At 64.2% G+C, this 24,412-nt stretch carries 13 protein-coding genes; 10 read left to right on the top strand and 3 right to left on the bottom strand.

All coding sequences use genetic code 11. The annotated features are described in order from the left end of the window. Positions 1–32: 32 nt before the first annotated feature. The 3 genes from ABM562_RS17080 to ABM562_RS17070 all read right to left on the bottom strand — a co-directional run bounded on the left by ABM562_RS17080 (position 33) and on the right by ABM562_RS17070 (position 12,991). Positions 33–5,132 (bottom strand): dermonecrotic toxin domain-containing protein, encoded by a 5,100-nt coding sequence (locus tag ABM562_RS17080; RefSeq protein WP_460422718.1) that lies wholly within the window; start codon positions 5,130–5,132, stop codon positions 33–35. A 75-nt stretch (positions 5,133–5,207) separates the two neighbouring features. Further along, the gene (locus ABM562_RS17075; RefSeq protein ID WP_460422717.1) at positions 5,208–10,391 is read right to left on the bottom strand and encodes a dermonecrotic toxin domain-containing protein; all 5,184 of its coding nucleotides are present in this window, start codon (positions 10,389–10,391) and stop codon (positions 5,208–5,210) included. Positions 10,392–11,281: 890 nt separating this feature from the next. After that, positions 11,282–12,991, bottom strand: a complete 1,710-nt coding sequence (locus ABM562_RS17070; protein WP_460422715.1) for a sulfatase-like hydrolase/transferase — start codon at positions 12,989–12,991, stop codon at positions 11,282–11,284. Between the two features lie 403 nt (positions 12,992–13,394). Here ABM562_RS17070 and ABM562_RS17065 point away from each other — a divergent pair, with 403 nt between their 5' ends. The 10 genes from ABM562_RS17065 to ABM562_RS17020 are packed head-to-tail and all read left to right on the top strand — an operon-like array spanning position 13,395 to position 24,403. Further along, positions 13,395–14,747: a UDP-glucose dehydrogenase family protein gene (locus ABM562_RS17065; protein ID WP_115086524.1), complete on the top strand. Its 1,353-nt coding sequence runs from the start codon at positions 13,395–13,397 to the stop codon at positions 14,745–14,747. Continuing rightward, a complete protein-coding gene (locus ABM562_RS17060; protein WP_134062547.1) occupies positions 14,744–15,814 on the top strand; it encodes an NAD-dependent epimerase in 1,071 nt (356 codons plus the stop codon). Before ABM562_RS17065 ends, ABM562_RS17060 begins: the two co-directional genes overlap by 4 nt. Continuing rightward, on the top strand, positions 15,811–16,557 hold the full coding sequence (locus ABM562_RS17055) for a sugar transferase (RefSeq protein WP_115086522.1): 747 nt from the start codon (positions 15,811–15,813) through the stop codon (positions 16,555–16,557). Before ABM562_RS17060 ends, ABM562_RS17055 begins: the two co-directional genes overlap by 4 nt. Next, positions 16,558–17,205 (top strand): CpsD/CapB family tyrosine-protein kinase, encoded by a 648-nt coding sequence (locus tag ABM562_RS17050; protein ID WP_115086521.1) that lies wholly within the window; start codon positions 16,558–16,560, stop codon positions 17,203–17,205. 22 nt (positions 17,206–17,227) lie between these two features. Continuing rightward, the gene (locus tag ABM562_RS17045; RefSeq protein WP_460422714.1) at positions 17,228–18,250 is read left to right on the top strand and encodes a polysaccharide biosynthesis/export family protein; all 1,023 of its coding nucleotides are present in this window, start codon (positions 17,228–17,230) and stop codon (positions 18,248–18,250) included. 20 nt (positions 18,251–18,270) lie between these two features. Further along, complete coding sequence (locus ABM562_RS17040; RefSeq protein ID WP_134062545.1) at positions 18,271–19,860, top strand: GumC family protein; 1,590 nt, start codon at positions 18,271–18,273, stop codon at positions 19,858–19,860. Beyond that, positions 19,857–20,945, top strand: a complete 1,089-nt coding sequence (locus ABM562_RS17035; protein WP_460422712.1) for a glycosyltransferase family 4 protein — start codon at positions 19,857–19,859, stop codon at positions 20,943–20,945. The genes ABM562_RS17040 and ABM562_RS17035 overlap by 4 nt, the downstream gene beginning before the upstream one ends. Continuing rightward, the gene (locus tag ABM562_RS17030) at positions 20,942–22,312 is read left to right on the top strand and encodes an O-antigen ligase family protein (RefSeq protein ID WP_134062543.1); all 1,371 of its coding nucleotides are present in this window, start codon (positions 20,942–20,944) and stop codon (positions 22,310–22,312) included. The genes ABM562_RS17035 and ABM562_RS17030 overlap by 4 nt, the downstream gene beginning before the upstream one ends. Continuing rightward, on the top strand, positions 22,309–23,274 hold the full coding sequence (locus ABM562_RS17025; protein ID WP_115086516.1) for a glycosyltransferase family 2 protein: 966 nt from the start codon (positions 22,309–22,311) through the stop codon (positions 23,272–23,274). Before ABM562_RS17030 ends, ABM562_RS17025 begins: the two co-directional genes overlap by 4 nt. Continuing rightward, positions 23,267–24,403 carry a glycosyltransferase gene (locus ABM562_RS17020; RefSeq protein ID WP_460422710.1) on the top strand — a complete coding sequence of 379 codons (1,137 nt, stop codon included), beginning with the start codon at positions 23,267–23,269 and terminating at the stop codon, positions 24,401–24,403. The genes ABM562_RS17025 and ABM562_RS17020 overlap by 8 nt, the downstream gene beginning before the upstream one ends. Positions 24,404–24,412: the final 9 nt, after the last annotated feature.

Genomic DNA, 24,412 nt, shown 5'->3' with positions numbered 1-24,412 from the left:
GCGCCAGCGGGAGGCAAGGCCGTTCTACAACCTTACACTTCGCTGCTGCGCGTCAGCTCAAGGATCAGCCCGTGCTCGGCGGCGCTGCTGACTTCTTTCAACTGGCGTTCAGCCATGAAGTAACGCCCTTCCGAAAGCGGCAACCGTTGCAGTTGCCCCTGCCCGTCCACCGGGGCGTCAGGCAGGATCTGCTGCACGGCACTGCGCACCTCGGGCGCCAGCGGCCCGTCGAACTCGTGCCAGTCGTCCAGGCAGCTCAACAGGTACTTCGCTGCATCTCGCCATTTTTGCTCGAACGCCTCGAAGCGTTGCCCGTGCAGGTTGCGCAAGTAACGTTTCCAGCCCTGCTGCAGCGCCATCCACTCCCGCCTTGGTTCCAGCTGACTGCTCAGGCGTCGGACTTCACGCGCGACGTTCTTGATGATGCGCTCATCGACATCCGCCCTGTGCGCAAACAGCATGCCGCTGGACGGCTCGGGGAAGTCGAGCTTGTCGGCCAGTTGCTGACGCAACCTCAGGCGGATCTCCACCGGATCGGATTCATGCTCCAGATCCAGGTCGGTAATGTTATCCAGCGGATCGAAGGCAGGAAGTGGCCGAGTACCGGCACGAATGCCATTGCGGCGCAGGTCACGCGCCAGGCCAATACGCTGGGCCAGGGAATTGACCAGGTCGCGGCGGTAGAGCTGCTTGTACAACCCGACCACGGCCGCAGTGCGCTGCAGCGGATCGAGCGCCTCCTGGCTCCGACGATAGGCGAGGAACTCGATCTCCAGGGCACTGAAGCCGTCAGCCCCGGCGTCACCGCAGGTTGGCGGATAGGCTTCGGCCACCGCCTGCAGATCACTGAACAGCTGATCGGAACGTGCCGCCGCTCGCAATAGCTTCCAAACCCTGGCGGATATATTGGCGAAATCGAACCTGCCCTCGCTGGACTCCAACGCCCGGTCAAGCACCAGCAACAGCGGACGATGCGTGTCGTCATCCGGGAACAAGGTGTCCCACAGTTGTTGCTGATCGACGCTGGCCTCGCGCAGCCAGCCGGCTGCCAGGCCGCTGGCGCGACGACTGAACGGCATGCCCAGGCCGCGCAAGTGAGCAGCAGCGGCTTCACTGAGCGGATTCTGGTTCAACAGGATCCAGCGACTGCGCTGGCCGTCGGCGCGCAGGTCGGCGCCGAAGGCCGTGGTTGCCAGGTCGGGGAGCTGGGTCAGCTCGTTGCTGCTCAGGTCGACCGTGCGCAACCGATACCCCCGCGGCTGCATCAATTCCACAAGCCCCTCGGGCCAGTCTTCAAGTTGGCAGCCACGCAGGCCCAGGTGCTCCAATGCCCTCAGGGTACCCAGCCGCGGAGCTCGGCCCAGAGGGTTGTCGGCCAGGTTGAGTTTGCGCACCCGCACCAAGCCTGCAAAGGCTTCGGCTCCGGCCGCGTCCAGCCGGATGTTGTTACGGGCAAGGTCCAGATGTTGCAACGGGATTGCCGCCAGGGCCTGCAGTTGCTCGGCGTCAAGCGTCACGCCAGTGGCACGCAGGCCCAGGGTGGTCAGGCTGGGGAGCTTGCCCAGCGTGCCAATGGCTTCTATGGGCAGCGTGGCCATCTGGTTGCCGGTGAGGCTGAGCACCTGCAAGGCCCGCAACGGTTGCAGCGAGTCGAACATGCGGGCATTGACGCTGACCTGATTATTCTCAAGGCCGAGCGAGCTGAGTTTGGTCCTGGTGCCGAGTGCAGCGGGAATTTCAGTCAAGCGGTTATGGTCCAGCCCCAGATCTCTGAGTTCAGGAAACGCCGAGAGGAAATGCTCCGGCACTGCCGTCAGTTCCATCCGATGCAGAAACAGTCGGTTGACATGGCTAAAACGCGCTTCAATGGCAGGCAAAGCGCCCGGCACCCAGGAGGACAGGTCCAGCTCGTGCTTGAGGTCGCCCCCCACGCGGCGCCAGGCGGCCTTGAGCCGGTCACGCAGCCTCTCACGGTCCACCCGCTCGCGGGCGCTGGGGCCTTGCGCCACCCAGCTATCGAGGCTTTGCCCGAGCTGGCGATACTCATCCTCCAGGCGCTGGATGGCAGCGGCGAGGTCTTCACTCTCGACTCTCAGCCGATGCTTGATCTCGGTGATTTCGCTTTCGCGAAGCTCAGGGTACAGCGCGCTCAAGCGACGATACTCGGTAGAGCGCAACGTCCCCACTGCCCCACCCAACGGATAGCCGCGACGCCCGTCGGCCAGTTTAAGCGGCGACTGCAGCCAGGGACGCGAAGGTTGCTGGCCGATCAGGGTGGAACTGTGTGCGCGATCGCTCAGGGCTTGCCGGGCAAGGCGCTGGCGCAGTTGCGCGGACTCGTAGATTTCCACGTCAAGCGACCTTCGCACGGTGTCTGGCAGCGCACGCAACAGCGCAGCAAAAAAATCATCGCTGACGCCCAGCTCATTGCCCCGGGTATCGAAGACGCGGTAGCCACCGTCGTACTTGAGCAACGACCTGAGCTCTGCCCCGGTGTCACCGACGCTGGCCAGCACTTCGCTGCCCAGCGTTTGCTCGTGCAACTCAAGGCGAACATCGGCGTTCCAACCCGGCAAATCTGCCAGCAATTGCAGCCCCAAGCGCTCGCTGTCCAGCGCCAGGTGCGCTGGGAACACCAGCCCTTCCAGTGCACGACTCAGGCGCAGCTGGCGCTGATAGGCCCGGGCTTCTTCTGCCAGGCGCCGAGGCACCCGCGCCTGCTCGCCGATCAATTGCGCACGCTCCTGGGCAGTGGCATGCCGGGCGATCTCTTGCGCCAGTGAATCAGGCAGCAGCGCAAAGTCGCGCTGCAGGGTCTTGGCCCCCGGATCGGACGAACCTTCGACACTGGCATACAGGCTGTCGAACACCGCGCTACGCCTGCGTTCCGCCAGCTCGGCCATGTGCTCGCGCAAGGCCGGCACACGCGCAGGTTGCGGCAGGTGCTGGCCCAGCAGCTCGCTGCCTTGCACCTCGCTCAAGGCCTGCAACAGCACTTCGGCCAGCCTGCCGCTGCGTACATCACCGGCCAGGACCTTGATTGCATGGCCCTGCGGCCAGCGTTCCAGGCCGTAGGTCTGCGATTGCCCCCAAGGCTCCGGCCCGTTGAACACTTGCAGTACGCGGTTGGCTGGCCAGTTGGGCAGCTCGACCAGCAACGCCACCGGGTAGGTCATGCCCGGCTCCAGCGCCGCACCACTGCGAATATCGGCGACCATCCGGGCGATGCGCCGGTCCAGTTGCAGGCGCTGCAAGGTATCGGCCAGCAGCGGTGCAAGCGGCCCCTGCTCGACATGCATATGCCGCAGCATATCGTCGTCGATACCGCTGATATCGGCAGCCTGTGCCAGGGTGGCATCGTCCAGCCCCTCGGCCAGAACGCCGATGCGCCGCAGCAGTTGGCTGCGTTCCCAGTGCAACGGTTGTTCACCCTGGAACTGCCAGGCGCCGTCGCCATATTGCTTGAGCACCGGCTGGAAGGCATCGCCCTGGCGCGGGTGGCGGATGCGCCATTGCTGGCCATCGGCATCGTAGCGCTGCTCATAGAGCTTGCCGTCCAGGCGAATGTACAGCCGCTCGTTCAGCGCGTATTGCCCCAGGTCATTGGGTGCCAGGCGCTCGGGTAGTTGCACCGGGCTTTCATAGCCGCTCAAATCGGGCTTCCACAGACGCACCTGGCCATTGGGCAATTCGATACGCTCAAGAGCATCGACAAACCGCGACGACTCGACAGCGCTGCCGGCTGCTCCCAGCGCAGCGATCAACCCCAGGTTGACTGCCAGCGACTCGACCTGGGCCAGGGCTTCAGCTGTTTCGCCGGCCTCCCAGGCTTCTACCCCATGGAACACATTGCCCATCAGTTGCGCGCCGGTAACCGCCAGCATCAGCGGGTTGAGCGCCGGGATGACAAAGGCCGCGGCATTGAGCACGTTCAGGCCGATGTCCAGCCAATACGCCAGGCGCGCCAGGCGCGCGGCGCGATCTTCATCGGCGTTAGGTACCGCCAGCACCCGGGCATTGGCCTTCAGCCTGCGCACTTGCAGGCGCTGCAAGCGGCTCCAGAGTTCGCCGCCGAGCGCATGTTCCTGCACCTGCAGGCGCGGATTAAGGATCGGCTGGCGGATCTTTTCTTCGCCCCGGTAGCGCTCGAGGTACAGTGCTGCGTCCAGGGCGCGGACGAATGCCGAGCGTTCCGCCTGGGGGACACAGCTGAGGATCGCCTGGCGATAACCGTCGCTTTGCAGGCTGATGGCCAGGTCGTGGGCAAAGGCGCTGGTCGATGAGTACTCCTTGACCGGATACAACGGTGCACCGACGATCCAGGCCACACAGCGCTCGGTAACGTTGCTCGTCTCCGGATCCGGCCCGATCAACAGCACGCCCTGCAGTACGCTGCCCAGCACGCTGACCTGACGACAAACCACCGGTTTGCCGTCGAGCTTGGGCACGGTACCCGGCGCACCGTTGGCCAGCGCCAGCAACAGGTTCAGAACTTGTCCGGTGATTTCGTCGTTGCCGCGTGCCCGATGCACCTGCACGACAAAGTCGGCCCGGGCCGCCTCCATCATGCTGGCGTCCGTGCCAGGGCTATCCAGCATCTGCGCCAGATGGTCCTGGTACTGCTGGCCAAGGTCGAGCTGGCGGCACAGCGCGACGAACTGAGCGCAGGTCAGGTTCAGTGATTGATTCTGCCCGTCAACCAGGTAGCTGAAGGGCCCCAAGTCTTCGTTGGCGCTGAAATTCTGCAAGGCCGCTTCAAGCAGGCTGCTGGGGCGCCTGCCGCCCTTGGGATAGGTGCGCCCGCCACTGCTTTCAAAACCAATGTAGTGCAGTTGCGCCGTCAGTACATCAAGGTCGAGCCTGTAGGTCTCGCGCAACGTGCGGGCCAGCAACGGTGCACAGAACGCGCTGATGCCCTTGAGCCCGGCAAGCTGCAAAGCCAGCGCCTGACGCGCTGACTGCGAGGCCATGATCGCGGCCCGCAGTTGCGGCTCGGTCGAGGATGGCAATTGCTGGCTATGCAGCAGGGCCTGAAAATCCTTGGCCGCCAGATGGCTGACCCAGGCGGGAATGGCCGCGCCGATCAAGGCGCGATGGTAGATCAGTGGCGAGGTTTGCGTTACGGGTGTCATCGGGAAAACTCCTGACAGTGGGGGCTGTCAGGAGACCAGCACCGTCAGTCGCGACGGTGCTAGATAAGTAGTGCATCAACCAGACTGGCGCGTGAGCTGCAACAACAGTGCGCGTTCGGCGGCTGCCTGCCCCCTGGCCAGCACGTTGAGGAACACCGTGTACTGGTGATCATTGAACACCTGCCGGCGCAAGGCACCCGCTTCATCATGGCTGAGGGCGCTGATCCCGGCCTCGATGAACGCCACGTCAGCGGCCTGCCCATGCAGGAAGCTGATCAGGCTGGCATCGAGCATCGGTACGGCTGGGTTGCTCGGGTCGAGGCAATGCTCGGCATACTCCGCACCCTGATACCAGTGATCGGTCAAAGCATCGAACTGCGGCTTGAAGCGTTGCTTGAGAAACCTTGCCCAGCCCGGCTGCTCGAGCATCCATTGCTGACGGTTGGCGGCACTGTCGAGGCTGCGCACTTCTCGCTCGACCCGGCTGGCCAGGCTATCGCTGACATAGGCCAGTTGGCGATAGAGCATTCCGGCCGAAGGCTCGGGAAAGTCCAGGCGGGTCGCCAGGGTACGGCGCAATGCCAGGCGAACTTCAATGTCGTCGACCGTGAACCCCAGGTCGGCGTCGCTGATGTCGTCCAGCGGATCCAGGGCTGGCAATGCCTCGCCGCTGTCCAGCGCATTTTTGCGCAGTTGGCGCAAACTGGAGATGCGGTCGGCAATTCGCTCCACTTCATGGCGCCGATACAGCCGCTGGTAAAGCCCCAGCAACTCACCGCTGCGCCCCTGGTCATCCAGCGCCTGCCCGGCAAGACGGTTGGCCATGACCTCGACCTCCAGCGCGGCAAACACATCGGCCCCGGCATCGCCGCAGGTGTCGGGAAAACTGCCCGCAATGTCATTGAGCTCGTTGCGCAGCACTTCATCCTGCGCTGCCAGTTCGAGCAAGTTCCACACCCGGCGGGTCAGGTGCGCGGCGTCGATCTGCGCGGCTTGCGAGCGCTCCAGGGTGCTCAGGGCAATGAACAGTGGGCGGTTACGCTCACTGTCGAACAGGTCCTGCCACAAACCCTGTCGCGCCTCGCTGGCGCCTTCGAGCCACAGCCGGTTGACCGCAGCGTCACCATAGAACACATGGGTAAGGCCCAGCGCATGCAGGCGCAAGATGCCCTGGGCATTGAGCGGGTTGTTGGTCAGGCGCAGCGCCAGATTACCACGCGGCCCTATGTGGCGCAGGGTCTGGCCGAAGCGGGTTTGCGCCAGTTGCGGTAGCTGTTCAATCTGGTTGTCGGCCAGGTTGATCGAACGCAGTTGAAACTGGTGTTGATTCATCAGCCCGGTAAGCCCGCCTGGCCATTCGCGCAGCTGGCAGAAGCTCAGGTCGACGTTTTGCAGCCAGGGCATGATAACCAGGTCGGGGGCACGCATCAGCGGGTTTACGCTCAGGTTCAGGTTGCGCAGGTAAATAAAGCGCTGAAACACCGCCGCCCCGGCTTCATCAAGGGTAATCCGGTTGTCCGCCAGGTTCAGATTGCCCAGGCGAAGGTTGGCCAACTGCTCCAGGTGGCGGGCCTCAAGCACCAGGCTGTTGCTGCTCAGGTCCAGATACGTCAACTTAGGCAGCCCCGACAGCGCGTCGATTGCGGCATCGGGCAATTGCCCCAGTTGATTGCTGGCCAGGCTCAGAATCTGTAGCCTGGGCAGGGCCTGGAGCGGCTGGAACATGGTGTCTGTGACCTGCAGCCTGTTGTGGCCCAGGGCCAGTTCTTCCAGTTCTCCACAGTGCCTGATCGACAGCGGAATCTCCGGTAAGTGGTTACCCACCAGGCCCAGGGCCTTCAACTTCGGAAAGCTGCTGAACAGATGTGCCGGAATTTCACCGCCATGCACACCAGTAGGCCCGGCCACGCCGCGCAGGTTAAGTTCGGTGATGTGCGGGAACTGAACGTCAAGCGTTGGCAAACCGGTGATATCCAGTTCCTTGAGTTCAAGCCTGTGGCTTTCCGAGCCCCCTCCCCGTTGCCAGGCCCGTTTCAGCCGGGAAACCGCCAGGCGCCGGGTCGGGCTGTCGGGACCCGACCGCTGCCAGTAGTCGAGCTTGAGCTGCAGCTGGCGGTACTCCATCTCCAGCCCCTCGACACGCTCGGCCAGGTCGCGGCCACTCTTGCGCAACTCAGCGACCAGGCGGGTGATCTGCTCCCGGTTCAACTCCGGGTACAGCACGCCCAGGCGTCGGTGGGTTTCCGGCCGCAAGGTACTGGAGGCACCGCCCAGGGTATAACCGCCGCGCCCGTCTGCCAGGCGCAGCGGTGCGCGGTGCCAGGGTTTACGCGGTTGCTGGCCGAGCAGGCGCGAGGCCCGGGCACGATCGTCGATCGCCAGTTGCTGCAGCCTCATGCGCAACTGCCCGACATCAAAAACTTCGATCCTCAATGCCCGGCGCTCGGCGTCCGGTAAGGCCCTGAGGATGGCGGCAGCGTAATCCTCACCACTGAACAACTCGTTACCCAGGCCATCATAGGCACGATAGCGCTCGGCGCTGGCGACCAGGATCTTGAGCTCGCCATCGGCGCGGCCGACACGGGCCAGCAGGCGACCGCTAGCGACCTCCTCACGCAGCTCGATACGCACCTCACCCGTCCAGCCCGGCACCGATTCCAGCAGGCCCAGGGCCAGGCGCTGGCTGTCCGGGTTGTGCGGGGCCGACCACTGCAGCCCTTCCAGGGCACGGCTCAGGCGCACTTGTTGCTGATACAGGCGCGCCTCTTCGGCCAGGCGCAACGGTAGGCGGGCCCCGGCCTGATTGAGCTGGGCATGTTCAGTCAGGCTGGCCTGGCTTTCGATCTCCCGGGCGATGCTATCGGGCAGCGTGGGGAAGTCCCTGAGCAGCAGCGCAACCCCCGCTGAAGACGGCCCTGCTGTACCTTGCCGCAAGCTGTCGAAGATAGCGCCGCGGCGTTTGTGCACTTGCTTGGCCACGGCCTCGCGCAAGGCCTGCAGGCGATCAGCGGTTGCCACGCTGCTGCCCAGCAGCGGAATGATTTCGTCCTCGCTGAGCGCCGCCAGGACTTTCTCCGGCAATTGGCCTTGACGGATCTCGTGGGCCAGCAGCTTGATCGGGCGCCCTTGCGGCCAGCGCTCCAGGCCGTAGGTGGATGAAGCGCCCCAGAGCTCAGCCCCCTTGAACACCTCCAGCACCCGGTTGGCGGGCCAGTTCGGTAGCTCGACCAGCAAGGCTACCGGGTAGGTCATGCCGGACTGCGGCGCCAGGCCGGCGCGCACATCGCTGATCAGCCGGGTGATGCGCCGTTCGAACTGCATGCGCTGCAGGGTATCGGCCAGCAGCGCAGGTATTGGCAACTGGTGAACGTGGACACTGCGCAGCGCCTGTTCCTCGACGCCACTGATGTGCAGCGCCTGCTCGAGCTGTGCGTCATCCAGGCCGTCGGCCAGTGCACCGATGCGCCTGAGCAACTGGCCGCGTGGCCAGTGCAGCGGTTGCTCACCCTGATACTGCCAGGCACCCTGGCCGTTGTGCCTGAGCACAGGTTCATAGGCCGCCGGGTCGGCCGGGTGCACCAGGCGCCACTGCCCGCTGTCGGCTTGGCGCTGCTCGTACCAGTGCTCCTGCAGGCGCAGGTAGTAGCGCCCCTCGTGCAGGTACTGGCCCAGGTCGTTGACCTGGACGCTATCGGGGATCTGCACCTTGCTGGCATAGTCGCTCAGGTCGGCTTTCCACAGGCGCGTCTGGCCGTCGGCCAGTTCGACGCTACGCAGGCTGTCGACAAAAGCCGATGGCTGCAAGGCGCCAGCCGCGGCGCCCAGGCCGGCGAACAGCCCCAGGTTGAGGGCCAGCGACTCCAGTTGGGCGAGCGCCTCGGCGGTTTCATGCACTTCCCAGGCATGGACGCCCTGGAACAGGTTGCCCATCAACTGCGCGCCAGTGACCGCCAGCATCACCTCATTCAGGCCGGGCACCACGAACGCGGCGGCGTTGAGTACATCCAGGGCAATCCCCAACCAGCTGTCCAGGCGCCGCAGCCGTGCCTGGTAGTCTTCATCACCGGTCGGCACCGCCAGCACCCGGGCATTGGCCTTGAGCCTGCGTACCTGCAAGGTTTGCAGCTTCGCCCACAGCGGCCCTTGAAGAATGCGCTCGCTGACCTCCAGGCGCGGCTGGGCAATGGCCTGGCGAATCTGTTCGTTGCCGTGGAAACGCACCTCGAACAGGGTGCGCTCCAGGCGGCGGAGGAATTTCCCCTTGAGCGCCTGCGGCACCTTGGCCGCCAGGGCACGGCTGTACTCGGTGGATTGCAGACTGATCGCCAGGTCCTTGGCGAAGGCGCTGGCCGAGCTGTACTCCTTCAACGGTGCCAGGGGCGCACCGGCGATCCAGGCCACACAACGTTCTGTCGATTCGCTGCCGGCCGTTTGTGGCCCGATCAACAGCACGTCGGCCAGCTCGCAGCCGAGGATGGCCAGGCGACGGCAGACTACCGGCCTGCCGTCGAGCATGGCCGGGATCCCCTTGAGCAGCGCCTGCAGCATTGCATGGGCCGAGGCACTGATTTCGCGTTTCATCCTGGCCCGTTGCACCAGCAGCTGGAAATCGGCGCGGGTGGCTTCGCTCATCTGCTCACGCAGTTGCTGCGTATTGCCCGCCTCGTCAAAGACCTGTTGCAAGTGCTGCTGATAACGCTGGCCCAGATCGAGGTCACGGCACAGGGCGGCGAAATCCTCGCCGGCCAAGGCCAGCGTATCGGCCACCTGGCCCTCGCGGGTGAGATAGCTGAAGTGGAAGTCCTCATTGGCTGCGAAGTTCTGCAACGCGGCTTCCAGCAGGCTGGCGCGTCGCTCCGGCCCCTTGATCACTGGCCGTCCGTCCACCAATTCGCGGGCCCAACGGTGCAGCTGGGCACGGGTCACGTCCAATTGCAGGCCGTGCTGGTCAAGCAATGCCCGGGTCAGCAAGGGGGTGGCGAACTTGGTGATGCTCTGCAGCCCGGACAATGTCCCGGCCAGGCGCCAGCGCGCGTCTTGTTGCGCCTTCGCTGCATCGAGCAGGGCCTTGCGCTGCTGTGGCTCGCTGTCATTGAACCAGGCATGGGGCTGGCCCTGGCGGTCAGCATGAATCGCCTGCTGGCTGTGCAGCAGCGCTTGAAGGTTGTTGCGATTGAAATGCTCGAGCCTGGGGCGCAAGCCAGCGGCCAGGCGCTTGTGGTGAAAGAGGACGGCGGATGGTTCAGGGGTATCGGACATGGCCAGGTTACCTGCGGATGGAATGGATCCGCAGGTAACCCGATTCGATTGCTTCCCAGGCGTTACATAACTACTGCCCGCGTTTTAATCGGCTCTTCACGCAATCCCGGGGGCTATGAGCCTTGGGTTGGGATGGGTTGGGATGTTGAGGCTGCGAGCTTATCCATTCACTGTGGCGCCGCTGCTGGCCCCTTCCGCCCTTACGGCGGGTCCCTTTTGTCTTGGCAAAAGGAACCAAAACCGCTCGCTCCAGCATACGGCCCTACGCTGCGCTCCGGGTTCCTTCGCTACGGTGCCTTCCAGGGGCATCGCGGCCTACGACTTGCTTCGCCAAGTCTACGTCTCGCGACTTCGGCCTGGGCCGAAGGGTGCTACGCACCAGCCCCCTCCAGACACCTACGCTCAGCCTCCTGAAGTCGCGAAGTTACGGGCGGCGCCTGCACTAGCGTATCTGCGAAAGCAGATTGTGGCGGCGCCAAGCTGACGCTGAAGCGAGGAGCGACTTGCTTCATCTTGATGTTGATCTTGATCTTCATGCGCGTAATTCCAGGCGCCGCCAAAAGCGACTTCAGGAGGCCGAGCGGAGGTGCCTGGAGGGGCGGTGCGCAGCACCTTCGGCGTCAGCCGAAGACGCGAGACGTAGACTTGGCGTAGCAAGTCGTAGGCCGCGATGCCCCGGAAGGTGCCGTAGCGAGGGGACCCGAAGCGCAGCGTAGGGCCGTATGCAGGAGCAAGCGGTTTTGGTTCCTTTTGCCAAGACAAAAGGGACCCGCCGTAAAGGCGGAAGGGGCCAGCAGCGGCGCCACAGCGAATGGATAAGCCCGCAGCCTCAACATCCCAACCCAACCCAACCCAAGGCTCATAGTCCCCGGGATTCCGCGAAGAGCCTTTTAATCAGCCTTGCCCACCGGCATCTGGGACGGCGGCAAGCCCTGGCCCGGTGTCACCACCTCGCCCAGGTCGATATGCTTGAACACCGGCTTCGCCCCCAGCCGCGCATTGAAGCGGGTATTGAAGCTGAACGGGTCATCGGTCGGCACCGCCAGCGAGCGCCCGTACACCGCGGCGATCCCGGCCGGGTCGTAACCAAGCAGCTGCAACAGGGTCGGGAAGATGTTGTAGTGGCTGGAGCGGTCTTTGTTGGCCGCCAGTTGCGCCTGCCAATCGAGGGTCTGCAAACCCTGGCCCTGGATCACCACCAGCGGCACCAGGCCCTCCTCTTCCACCGGGTTGCTGTCGCAGTGCGTATTCAGGCCGGGGTTGCCGCGTTCGTGCAGGTCCTGGCCGTGGTCGGAGGTGTAGATGAGTACCGCCTGGCTAAGATCAGCTTGGGCGAACAGGCGATTGAAGAACTCGCCGACATTCCACAACAGGCTGTTCATGTACGAATTGCGGTACAGCACCCAGTCTTCGGGCTGACCGGAAAACCCATCGCGCCGGCCGGTATCGGTGATGTCGGTGTACTGCCCGCGCGGTAAGGCCGGGCGGTAGGTCATGAAGTCGTCCGGGTACTTGTCGTGCACGGGGAAATGCACGCCAACCTTGTTGATCACGATCAGCTGCGCCTTTTCATCGCCCAACAGTTCAGTGAGCTTGGCCGCTGCGGCCATGTCGCGGTCGCGCACCGGGGTGCTGTCGAACTGGATGAACTGGTCGATGTCGCGTTTTTCCGCCGCATTCATCAGGTTCTGCAGGTTGCCGCCCGTGCGCTGGGCATCGATGTACACGGTGCCAAGCCCTGCGACCTTGGCGTATTGCCAGATCGACGGCAGGGTCGAGTTGATGCGCAGGTAGTCGTCGCGGGTGCCGCCATAGCGCAGGGTGACGTTGGTGTCGGAGCTGCAATTGGCAATCGAGGCGGCGTAGCCATAGTTGAAGATACTGACCCCGGGGCGCGCCTGGTTGAGCTGGCTGCGTACGCCATGGGCGGTGTTCAGGTCCAGGTAATTGCCCGAGACGCTTTCGTCGATGATCAGCACGATGTCGCGGGCCAGGGCCGGGCCGCTGCGGGCCAGGGTCACCGGTTCGCGCGGGCCGACGCTGTCGTGCAGCGATTCGTAGAGCATCAGGTTGGCGTAGGCCAGTGGCGTGTACATGATCGGCAGGCCACGGGCCCCCTCGCCAGCGCGCACGAACAGGATCGCGGTGAGCAAGGCGATGCCCAGCAGCGGCGCGGCCCACGGCAGTGCCCTGGGCCCTGGCACCCTGTGCCGTGGTGCGAGCCCCAGGCCCAGCAGCAACAGCAACGACCTGCCCAGCACCTGCAGGATCACGCTGTGGTACTGCTCGATGGCTTCACCGACAAAACCACCGGAATACACCATCGAGATAAAGCCGCTGTAGGTCAGGTAGTCGGCGGTAATGCGCGTGTAGGCATCGAAAAACACCGCGCTGGCGCTGAACACCAGGGCCAGGCCCCAGCGCAGCCAGGCCTGGCGGATGTTGGCGCACAGCAGCAAGGCCAGCACCAGCAGCACCAGTACACCGACATACAACAGCAACGCCGGGCTCAGGCCGATGGCCTGAAAGCGCTCGATGTAGTACGGGTAGTTGCTCAGCAGGTACAGCGCGAGCAGCAGTTCCTTGAAATATCTGTGCATCTCTCCCTCGCCAGCAACGCTTGCAACTGCCCCGGACACTGACACGTTAGCAGTGCCCCGACAAAGCGCAAACCGGAACAACGTCAATTTTATGACTCAACTTGGCAGCGCCAATTCTGACAGTTCAAAAATGCGAAAACGTTGCATTCGTGAAACAGTGATATCCGTTAAGCCCTTGTTTACCGGGGGCTGCGACCGTTCATCGTTTTGCTATGCGGCAATTGGCCAGTGCTTACTCAAGCTAACTCACGGATTTAGAACGGCTTGATGGCAAAAAGCCTAAAACTTAGCCTGTGTAAATCAGACGAAACATGCCATTTCATTGACACGACTTCCTACGGGTGGGCTATACCGAAATCACACCACTGTTTCATCCTCATTACTCCATACGAGGCACGCCGACATGGACGTGAGCGTATTTGGCACCGGCTATGTCGGTCTTGTACAAGCTGCAGCCCTCGCAGACGTAGGACACCGGGTTCTGTGCATCGATATTGATGCGCACAAGATCAGTCAACTGCGTCAGGGCGTACCGCCAATCAGCGAACCCGGCCTTTCGAGCATGCTCGAAGAAAACATCAAGGAAGGCCGCCTGCTGTTCAGTACCCAGGCCAGTGACGCCGTCAACCACGCCGAACTGATCTTCATTGCCGTCGGCACGCCGCCGGACGAAGACGGCTCGGCCGACCTCTCCCATGTCCTGGGGGTGACCCGGCAGATCGCCGGGCTGATGGACGCCGACCGCACCCTGATCATCAAGTCCACCGTGCCGGTCGGTACCGCCGACAAGGTCGCCGCCCTGGCCCGCGACGAACTGGAGCGCCTGGGCAAAGGTGCGCTGAAGGTACGGGTGGTGTCCAACCCCGAGTTCCTTAAAGAAGGCAGCGCGTTGGCCGATTGCATGCGCCCGGACCGGATCATCGTCGGCACCGCCGACAGCCAGGCCCATGACCAGCTTGCCGAGCTCTACGCGCCCTTCTGCCGCAATCATGAAAAGCTCATGTTCATGGACAACCGCAGCGCCGAGCTGACCAAGTACGCGGCCAACGCCATGCTCGCCACGCGCATCAGCTTCATGAACGAGCTGGCCAACCTCACCGAGCACCTGGGCGCCGACATCGAAGCCGTGCGCAAGGGCATCGGCTCCGACCCGCGCATCGGCTATCACTTTATCTACCCGGGTTGCGGCTTTGGCGGTTCGTGCTTTCCCAAGGACCTGCGCGCCCTGCTGCACACTGCCGAGCATAGCGGCATGCCGCTGCGCTTGCTGCAAAGTGTCAGCGAGGTCAACGACGCGCAACGGCAGATCCTCTTCGCCAAGCTCAAGCAACGCTTCCCCGGCAGCCTGGCGGGCAAGTCGATTGCCGTCTGGGGCCTGGCCTTCAAGCCCAACACCGACGACATGCGCGAAGCGCCCAGCCGCTACCTGATGGAAGCGCTGTGGGCCGAAGGCGCCACCGTATGCGCCTTCGATCCGGAGGCGATGTCCGAATGCCGGCGCCTCTACGGCTACCGCAAAGACCTCCAACTGTGCGCCACCCGCGACGACACCCTGGAAGACGCCGATGCCCTGGTGATCTGCACCGAGTGGAAGACCTTTCGCGTGGTCGACTTCGCCCTGCTGGCCAAGAAGCTGCGCAGCCGCCTGATCATCGACGGGCGCAACCTGTACAACCCCGATCAGGTCGCCACCTTCGGCCTGAGCTACATTGGCATCGGCCTGCGCCAGGTCCAGCCGGAGGTGCCGGCGCCATGAAGATCCTGGTCACCGGCGCTGCCGGTTTCATTGGCGCTCATTGCAGCCTGCGACTGTTGCGCGACGGCCATCAGGTGATCGGCCTGGACAACTTCAACGACTACTACGACCCGGCGCTCAAAGAAGCACGGGTGCGCTGGGTCGAAGCCGAAGCGGGTCCGTTGACCCTGTACCGCCTGGACCTCAACGATGCCGCCGGCATGGCCGAACTGTTCGCCAGCGAGCAACCCGACGTGGTGATTCACCTGGCCGCGCAAGCCGGGGTGCGCTACTCGCTGGAGAACCCGCGGGCCTATATCGACAGCAACCTCTGCGGCTTTCTCAACATTCTCGAAGGCTGCCGCCGCCATCCCGTGCAGCACCTGCTGTATGCCTCGTCGAGCTCGGTGTACGGCGCCAACCAGCACACCCCGTACCGGGTCGAGGATGCCGTCGACCATCCGTTGTCGCTGTACGCCGCGACCAAAAAGGCCAACGAGGCCATGGCCCACAGCTACAGCCACCTGTTCGGCATTCCCGCCAGCGGCTTGCGTTTCTTTACCGTGTACGGCCCCTGGGGCCGTCCGGACATGTCGCCGATCCAGTTTGCCCGGGCGATTGCCGAGGGCCGGCCGATCCAGCTGTTCAACTATGGCCAGCACCAGCGCGACTTCACCTACATCGACGACATCGTCGAAAGCCTGGTGCGCCTGATTCCCCTGGCGCCACAGGCCAACCCGGGCTGGGACCGCGATCAACCGGACGCGGCCAGCAGCCATGCACCGTGGCGCTTGTTCAACATCGGCGGCCAGCGCCCGGTGGAGCTCACCGACTACGTCGCGCTGCTGGAAAAACACCTGCAGCGCAAGGCAGCCATCGAACTGCTGCCGCTGCAACCGGGCGATGTGCTAGCCACCTGTGCCGATGGCAGCGCCCTGGAACGGATCACCGGCTTCACCCCCCAGGTTTCGCTGGATGAAGGGCTCGGGCGCTTTATTGCCTGGTTTCATCAGTACTACTCGCACACTGGCAAGGACGCCAAACGCGATAACGGGCAGGCGCCCGAGCATCAACGGAGGGCGGTATGACAGGACAACCTAAAAGTGCGCAACTGCAGGCACTGTACCAAGACAAGCGCATGGACCCTGCGCATCGCCAACGCATCGACGCGGCCATTCACATGCAAGGCCGTGGCTGGCTGACCGGCCGCGCTGGCGGGCGTCCCTGGACCCTGTCGCGGACCAACCGGGTGCTGGCCTGTTTCGGCGCCCTGTGCATCCTGGTGCTGATTTCGCCGCTGCTGGTGCCACTGGCCGTACTGGTCAAGCTCAGCAGCCCCGGCCCGGTGTTCTTCGTGCAAAAGCGCACCGGCTACCGCGGCCGCACCTTTGGCATGTACAAGTTCCGCACCATGGTCGCCAACGCCGAAGCCTTGAAGGATTCGGTGCGCCACCTGAACAAGCACGGCGCCGATGCCATCGATTTCAAGATCGACAAGGACCCGCGCGTCACCCCGATCGGCCGCTGGCTGCGGCGCAGCAGCCTGGACGAGTTACCCAACCTGTTCAACGTGGTGCGCGGTGACATGCGCCTGGTCGGCCCCCGCCCCACCTCGTTCAACGCCTATCGCTACAAAGACAACCACCTCGCCCGCCTGAGCATCCACCCCGGCATGACCGGCCTGTGGCAGATCTCCGGACGCAGCGACATAGACTTCGACCAGCGAGTCGAACTGGACCTGAGCTACATCAACGAACAGAGCTTGATGCTGGATCTGAAAATCCTCTTCAAGACTCCTTTCAAAGTCTTCAGCGGCCACGGAGCAAGTTGAATGGACGGTTCTACTTCTAGAAGTCTGACGATCGCCACCCCGAGCGAAACCAACCTGACCTCCACGGTGCTCGATGAAGACCAGCGCATCCTGCTGCTAACCGCCGCCAACACCGGCAGCGGTACCAGCACCAGCGCCCTGGCCTTTGCCAGCCAGTTGGCGTTGATGAGCGGCGGCCCGGTATTGCTGGTCGACAGCAGCCCCAGCAACAACAACCTCAGCCAGCAGTTGAGCCTGCACAAACTGCGCGGTTTCAACGACCTGATGTTCAACCAGGACACCCCGCCGTTGATGCAGGACTGCATCGTGCGCCTGTCCGACCAGCCGTTCGACGTGCTGCCGGCCGGCACCTACAAGCGCGGCAAGGAGCGCCTGAACCCCGACCTGCTGCGCGTGCTGCTCAAGCACATGGGCGAGCACTACCGCTTTGTGGTGGTCGACGGCGAGGCGGTGTACGCCAGCGCCGACAGCCTGATCATCGGCACCCTGGTCGATGGCGTGGTGCTGGTGGTGTGCGCCGAGGAAACCCGGTGGGAAGTGGCCCAGGCCGCCGCCCAGCGCCTGACCCAGGCCGGCGCCAGGCTGATCGGCAGCGTGTTCAACCGGCGCAAGTACTACATGCCCAAGTGGCTGTACAACAACCTTTAGGCCAGCAGCCCAGGAGCCTCACATGAAATACACGACGTTCGCGCTGTGCCTGCTGACCCTGGCCGGCTGCGCCAATCAGGACACCCGGCAGATGCCGGTACAGATCATGACCGCCGCCCCGGCCAACGCCCAGGATGCCGAGTTGCCGCGCAGCGAGCAGGTGCTGCGCCCGCAGGACGTGCTCGATGTGATCTTCCACATCAGCACCAGCGGATCGGCGTCGTACCGCATCCAGTCCGGCGACACCGTCGGCCTGGCCTTCCCCGCCGCCAGTTCGCTCAACGGTAACCAGCTGGTGCTGCCCGACGGCACCATCGAGCTGCCACGGGCCAACACCTCGGTGAACATCGCCGGGCAAACCCCGGATGAAGCCCGGCGCACCATCCAGCAGGCGTACCGCAACAAACGCCTGTTCCAGCCGGGGCGTGACAACGTCACCGTGCAGGTGATCAGCCCGCTGACCAACGAGCAGAACCTCAAGAGCGCCCTCAACCACCCGGCCACCGGCATGAGCCGCGAGATCACCGTGGGCAGCGATGGCCAGGCCAGCTTTCCGGAAATCGGCTCGGTACCGCTGCAGGGCATGACCGTCAACCAATTGCAGACCTACCTGAACAAACGCTACGCCGACCTGCCCGGGCGGATGACCGTGGACGTGATGCTCAAGTCCACTGCGGTCAACGAGATCTACGTGCTGGGTGAAGTCGGCCAGCCCGGCGCCTACCCGATCCGCCGCCCGGTATCGGTGCTCGAAGCCCTGACCCTGGCCCGTGGCCCGAACGTCAAGGCCCGGCTCGATTCGGTGGTGATCATGCGCCGCAACGGCAACCAGGTGCAGGCCGTGCCGTACAACGTCGACAAGGCCCTGGATGCCAGCGCGGCGCAAGTGGCTTATCTGCAGCCGGACGACATGCTTTACGTGCCCAAGACCAAGCTCGCCAGCGCCGGCGACCTGGCCCGGCAACTGGCTGACGTGGTGCTGTTCCAGGGAGTGGGCTTCAGCTTCGGTTATCGCGTTGACAACAAAGACAGCGACAACAACTAATCCCAGGCGGGTATCCGAGCATGAATACAAAAGAAAACTACCTGCATGAATTCTTCAGGATCTTCTTCGCCAACCGCCAATTGGTGAAACGAGTCTTCCTGGTGTTCGCAGTGATCGCCTTGCTGTTGCCCCTGGTGCTCAAACAGAGCTTCGATATCACTGCGGAAGTGATCGTGCAGTCGAAGAAACTGTCCCAGAGCGATACCAACACCGCCCTGGCCCAGGAGACCGACAAGTTCATCCCGCCGTCGCTGGCCGACATGGAAACCGAGAGCAACATCCTGCGCTCGCCGACCCTGATCCGCGAAACCATCAGCCAGCTGCGCGACGAAGGCAAGTACGAGGTGCCGCCAAGCCTGATGCAGCGTGTGGTGTTCGACCCGCTGCGCACGGCGGTGATCAACCCGCTGCGCGAGCACGTGATCAACCCGTTGCGGGCGCGGTTCGGCCTGGAAGTCGACCCGGTGCGCGACACCCAGCTCGATGCCCTCACCGATGACGCCATCAAGGACCTGAAGATCGAGACCCTGCCGGGCTCCAACGTGGTCTCGGTGACCTACAGCTTCCCCGAGCCGAAACTCGGTACGCTGTTCGTCAGCCGCCTGCTCGACAACTACCTGCGCAACCGCCAGAACCTGCAGTCCAACGAGCTGCCCGAGCAGTTCTACGAGCAGAAGAAACTGCAGTACCAGGTGCGCATGGATGACCTCGAAGGCAAGCGCCTGGGGATGCTCGAAAAGATCGGCTCCTCGGACCCCAAAGAAGAGATCACCTTCCGTCTCAACGCCATCAACACCGAAGAACAGGCGCTGAACCTGTACCGCGACCGCCTGCTGCAAAGCCAGCAGTGGCTGGAGTACCTGAAAACCAGCCTGGCCGCGGCCAACAACGCCAACATGCGCGATTTCGCCTTCCCCTACACCTTCACCACCACGGTCGACAACGTGGCCTTCGAAGACCGCGAGATCAAGCAGCTCGGTGAACAGCTGACCACCCTGGTGCTGACCTACGTCAGCGACCTGGCGGTGTTCCAGCCCGGCAGCGAGCAGATGCTGCTGCAACGCGAGCAGATCGCCAAGACCCGCCAGCAGTTCCTCAAGATCGTCGCCAACCGCATCAAGGAGCGCGAAAAAGACCTGGCCGTGGTGCAGAACGTGATCGCCCAGAAGACCGCGCGCATTGCTGACTTCAAAGGCCGCGTGCACCAGTTGCAAGAGACCCAGAGCAAGGCGCGCCAGCTCGACACCGAGATCGACGCCCTGCACAAGGCCTACTTCACCTACACCCAGCGCTACGAAGAATCGCGCGGTGCCGACCTGCTGGACGGTCTGTCCAACGCGCGGATCCTCAGCGCCCCGTACGAGCCTGCCGAGGCGGCGTTTCCCAAGCCGCTGCTGATCGTACCGTTCGGCATGCTCACCGGCCTGCTGCTGGCGATTGCCCTGGTGTACGTCAAAGAGTTCTTTGACCGGCGCTTCAAGCACCCGGCGCAAATCAGCCATCAACTGGACCTGCCGGTACTGCTGGTGATCAACGACCAGACACCGGAAACCCCCAACCCCTACAAAGGCTGGTCGCTGCCGCGGCTGGTGCACTGGGTGCGCAATTGAACGCAGCCCTGCCCCCGCCACGGCCGATCCTGCACCTGCTCAGCAGTGGTGGTTTCTACGGCGCCGAGCGGATGCTGCTGGACCACTGCCAGGCCACCCCGGGGCAGCACCAAGTGCTGTTTCTCGGGGCCCCGGAGCAACTGGTGGCGCGTTTTCGCGCCGCCGGCGTGGCCTGCCAGACCTGCGACGGGGTGGGCGAGCTGCTCAGCGTACTGCGCCAGCGTCACGATCAGCAGCCGCTGATCAACAGCCACAACTTCAAGGGCCTGCTGTTCGGCTGGCTGGGCGCCAGGTTGTGGCGCCTGCCGATGGTCGCCACCCAGCATGGTTTTACCCCCACCAGCCGCAAACAGCGCCTGTACACCTGGATCAGCCTGCAACTGTGCCGCACCGCCACCATCGAACGGGTGGTCTGCGTGGCCGAGAGCATCAAGCGCATCCATCGCCAGGCCGGGGTTGCCGAAGCCAAGCTGCAGGTCATCCCCAACGGCTTGCCCGAGGCCGACGCCCTGCCCGCGCGCAATCATGGCGATGGCCGCTGGCTGGCCGGTTATGTCGGGCGATTGAGCAGTGAAAAAGGCCCGGACCTGTTTCTCGATACCCTGATCCCGCTGTGCCAGCGCCACCCGCAGCTCGATGCGGTGATGCTCGGCGACGGCCCGGAGCGCGACGCGCTGCAAGCGCGCATCGACGCCGCGGAGTTGAGCCAGCGCATCCGCCTGCCGGGGTTTCAGGCCGACATGCGCCAGTGGATGGCGCGCCTGGATACCCTGGTGATCAGCTCGCGTACCGAAGGCACGCCGATGATCCTGCTCGAAGCCATGCAGGATGGCGTGCCGGTGGTGGCCTTTGGCGTCGGTGGTATCCCCGATGTGATCGAACACGGGCGCAGCGGCCTGCTGGCCCGGCCCCTGGCGGTGCAAGAACTGGCGGCACAGCTGGAGGCGCTGATGCTCGACCCGGCCCAGGCCGGCGAACTGATCGCCCAGGCACGGCGCACCCAACGCGAACGTTATCACCTGCCGACGCTGGCACAACGCTGGGCCCGGGTGTACCTGGGCGCAGCCAAGGAGACCTGCGCATGATCATCCCCCTGTCGCTGATCGGCCTGCTGGCCATTGCCTGCCTGGCGCTGCTGGCCAGCCCCTACCCGTTCCTCGCCCCCGGCGCGGTCATCGGCCTGGCCGGTTTGCTGGCGCTGTACAAACGCCCGGCCTGGGGCCTGCTGGCGATCATCACCCTGGTACCGCTGGAAGGCCTGTTCAAGGACAGCCAACTGACCGCCACCAAACTGATCGGCGCGGCCCTGGCCCTGGTGCTGGTGCTGCAACTGGCAGTCAAGCAACTGCCCGCCGAGCGCCTGCGCAGCCCCATGTGGCGGCTGTTGCTGGGTTTTCTGGCGCTGTACCTGCTGAGTTTGTGGGCCAGCGACAGCAGCGAGATGTCCCTGGGGCATTTTCGTGAACTGGCGGTGGGCCTGCTGCTGTTCGGCATCACCCTGCTGATCGGCCGCGACCTCAACCTGCCGATGATGTACCGGCTGGTGACCTTAAGCGTCGGCCTGACCTGCATCATGGCCATGGTCTCGGCCAAGTACCAGGACGAAGGCCGCGCCGCCGGCCTTTTGGAAGACCCCAACCTATTCGCCATGCTCATCGCCATTGCCGTACCGATGGCCCTGTGGCTGGTGTTCAACAGCCCCCGACGGCTGCACAAGCTGTTCTGGATCGCCTGCTGCATCCTCCTGCTGGCGGGCATGACCAAGACCAACTCACGCTCCGGCCTGGTGGTGCTGTTGATCAGCCTGGGGATTGTCCTGGTGCACTACCGCACCCAGGTCGCCCACCTGCGCCCGCGGCACCTGGGCTTTGCCATGCTCGGCCTGGCGATCCTGCTGCCGACCCTGGTGGCGCTGATGCCGGAAAGCTACGTGGCGCGCATCCAGTCGCTGGCACTGCTCAAGTCCGGGGTCAATGCCTTCAAGGATGACTCCCTGGGTCGGCGCTCCTCCTACATCGTGGTCGGCAGCAAGATGATCCGCGAGCATCCAGTGCTGGGCACCGGCCCGGGTACCTTCCCCCTGCACTACGCCACCACCGGTTATGCCAAGGCCTTCTCGGCCAACCGCAAGGTTGGCGACCTGTACCGCCGGGCACACAACACCTACCTGGAGATTTTCAGCGAAGTCGGCATACCGGCCGGCATCCTCTTCGTCGGCCTGGTGCTGATGGCGCTGTACAACGTCTGGTACGCCCGGCGCCTGTGGCTGCGCCAGGGTGATCACGCCCAGGCGGATCTATTGACGCACCTGTGCATGAGCATGCTCGCCATCAGCCTGTTCCTGATGTTCCTCAGTGCGCCCAACCACAAATACCTGTGGATCCTGCTGGCGCTGTCCAGCGTGCTGCGCCTGAAGGCTGAACAGGCACAACTGGCGCAGGTGAAGGCATGAAAGTCAGCGTCGTGGTGCCGATGTTCAACGAGGCGCGGCACATTGCCCGGACCCTGCAGTCGGCCATGCAAGCCGCCGCCGATGCCGGCCTCGAATGCGAGTTGGTGGTGGTCGACAACGGCTCCAGCGATGACGGCCCGCAGATCGCCCGCAGCCTCGGTGCCCAGGTGCTGAGCCTGCCGGGGCTGACCATCGGCGCCCTGCGCAACCGTGGCGTGCAGGCCAGCAGCGGTGAGTGGCTGGCGTTCCTCGATGCCGATATCGAAGTGCCGGAGCACTGGCTGAGCCTGCTGCTCGACCTGCATGCCGAAGGCCGTGGCGATGTGTTTGCCCTGGACTGCGACACCCCGCGCCTGGCGCCCTGGTTCGCCCGCGCCTGGCAACGGCGCACCCTGCGCGCAGGCTTGCCGGCGCTGCACCGCATGCAATGGCTGCCGACGCCCAACCTGCTGATGCAGCGCCACTGGTTCGACCAGGTCGGCGGCTTTAGCGAAACCCTGCGCACCGGCGAAGACAAGGACTTTACCTGGCACCTGAACAAGGCCGGCGCACGCCTGCTGGCCCTGCGCGACCCGGTGGTGCTGCACTGGGGTTTCGAGGGCAGCTGGAGCGAGTGGCTGGGCAAGGAGCTGTGGCGCCAGGGCAGCAACCTGCAACTGCTGCGCTGCAATGGCTTGAGCCTGCGCCTGCTGCGCTTCCCGCTGTTGTCACTGGCTGCCTGGTTGCTCGATGCCCTGGCCTTGTTGGCGCTGCTCGATGGTTACCCGCACGTGGCGCTATTCATGCTATTCGTCACCAGTGTCCCGGCGCTGGTGCTGAGCCTGCGCCAGAGCCTGAAACACCGCGACCTGCTGTTCGCCCTGCAGCTCTGGGGCCTGCACTGGATCCGCCTGCACCTGGCCGGCGCGGCCTTCGTGCTCAGCCTGTTCAACTGGAGCGCAAGGAGGCCCGCCCGTGGCTGAATTCATTTTTTGGTTGTGCCTGTTGCTGCCGTTTTATGCCTGGCTAGGCTACCCCTTGCTGCTCACCGTGCTGGGGCCGTTGCTCCCGCGCCACACACCGGCAGCGCTGCCACCGCAACGGGTTAGCGTGGTGGTGGCCGCGCACAACGAGGAACGCAACATCGACAACAAGCTGCGCAACCTGCTGGCCCAGGATTATCACGCTGAAAGCCTGCAGATCGTCGTCGCCAGCGATGGCTCCAGCGACCGCACCGTGGCCCTGGCGCGCAGCTTCGACGACCCGCGCATTCGGGTCCTGGACCTGCCGCGGATGGGCAAGAACAGCGTGCTCAACGTCGCCGTCACCCAGTGCACGGGCGACATCGTGGTGTTCACCGATGCCGATGTGCACTGGATCGACGGCACCCTGGCGGCGTTGCTGGCGCCTTTTGCCGACCCGCAGGTCGGCGGCACGGTCGGCAAGATGATCATCCCGGTGGCCGGCAAGGGCCTGAGCCTGGGCGAAAGCCTGTACCGCCACTACGAAGCCTGGCTGCGGCGGGTGGAAAGCCGCACCGGTTGCACGGTGTCCGCCGACGGCGCCCTGCAGGCCGTGCGCCGCGAGCTGTACCAGCCGATCCCGGCGCGGGTCAACGACGACTTCTACATCAATACCTGTGCGCCAGTCGCCGGCAAGCGCGTGGTGTATGTCGACGAGGCCCAGGTCCTCGACCAGGGCGTGGACGAAGCCGACCGCCAGTTCAGCCGTCGCCAGCGGGTCACCGTCGGCGGCCTGATCAGCCTGGCCGCCCGCCGCGAACTGCTCAACCCGCTGCGCCATGGCTTGTACGCCATTGCCCTGATCAGCCACAAGCTGATCCGCCGCCTGGCGCCGGTGCTGTTGCTGCCCTTGCTGCTGGCCAACCTGTGGTTGTTCGATGGCCACGGCTTTTACCAACTGACCCTGGCCGCGCAACTGCTTGGCTATGCCATTGCCATCGCCGGCCTGCTGGATGTACGCCAACGCCTGCCCAAACCGTTTCGCCTGGCGGCCTTCGTGCTGGTGACCCTGGCCGGCATGAGCGTCGGCCTGTGGCAGTTCTTGCGCGGGCACAGCTACAACCAATGGAACCCCGACCAGACTCGATGAGCACCTGAC

The organism is Pseudomonas sp. ZL2, assembly GCF_054788455.1.
The sequence above is the reverse complement of the archived record's forward strand: the minus strand, read 5'-3'. Positions and strand labels throughout refer to the sequence as shown.

What these genes read in the sequence shown, in the direction of transcription:
- ABM562_RS17055 (WP_115086522.1), top strand. Translation starts at nt 15,811, where the DNA reads ATGACAGGACAACCTAAAAGTGCGCAACTGCAGGCACTGTACCAAGAC.
- ABM562_RS17040 (WP_134062545.1), top strand. Translation starts at nt 18,271, where the DNA reads ATGAATACAAAAGAAAACTACCTGCATGAATTCTTCAGGATCTTCTTC.
- ABM562_RS17025 (WP_115086516.1), top strand. Translation starts at nt 22,309, where the DNA reads ATGAAAGTCAGCGTCGTGGTGCCGATGTTCAACGAGGCGCGGCACATT.
- ABM562_RS17045 (WP_460422714.1), top strand. Translation starts at nt 17,228, where the DNA reads ATGAAATACACGACGTTCGCGCTGTGCCTGCTGACCCTGGCCGGCTGC.
- ABM562_RS17050 (WP_115086521.1), top strand. Translation starts at nt 16,558, where the DNA reads ATGGACGGTTCTACTTCTAGAAGTCTGACGATCGCCACCCCGAGCGAA.
- ABM562_RS17060 (WP_134062547.1), top strand. Translation starts at nt 14,744, where the DNA reads ATGAAGATCCTGGTCACCGGCGCTGCCGGTTTCATTGGCGCTCATTGC.
- ABM562_RS17030 (WP_134062543.1), top strand. Translation starts at nt 20,942, where the DNA reads ATGATCATCCCCCTGTCGCTGATCGGCCTGCTGGCCATTGCCTGCCTG.
- ABM562_RS17080 (WP_460422718.1), bottom strand. Translation starts at nt 5,132, where the DNA reads ATGACACCCGTAACGCAAACCTCGCCACTGATCTACCATCGCGCCTTG.
- ABM562_RS17070 (WP_460422715.1), bottom strand. Translation starts at nt 12,991, where the DNA reads ATGCACAGATATTTCAAGGAACTGCTGCTCGCGCTGTACCTGCTGAGC.
- ABM562_RS17065 (WP_115086524.1), top strand. Translation starts at nt 13,395, where the DNA reads ATGGACGTGAGCGTATTTGGCACCGGCTATGTCGGTCTTGTACAAGCT.
- ABM562_RS17075 (WP_460422717.1), bottom strand. Translation starts at nt 10,391, where the DNA reads ATGTCCGATACCCCTGAACCATCCGCCGTCCTCTTTCACCACAAGCGC.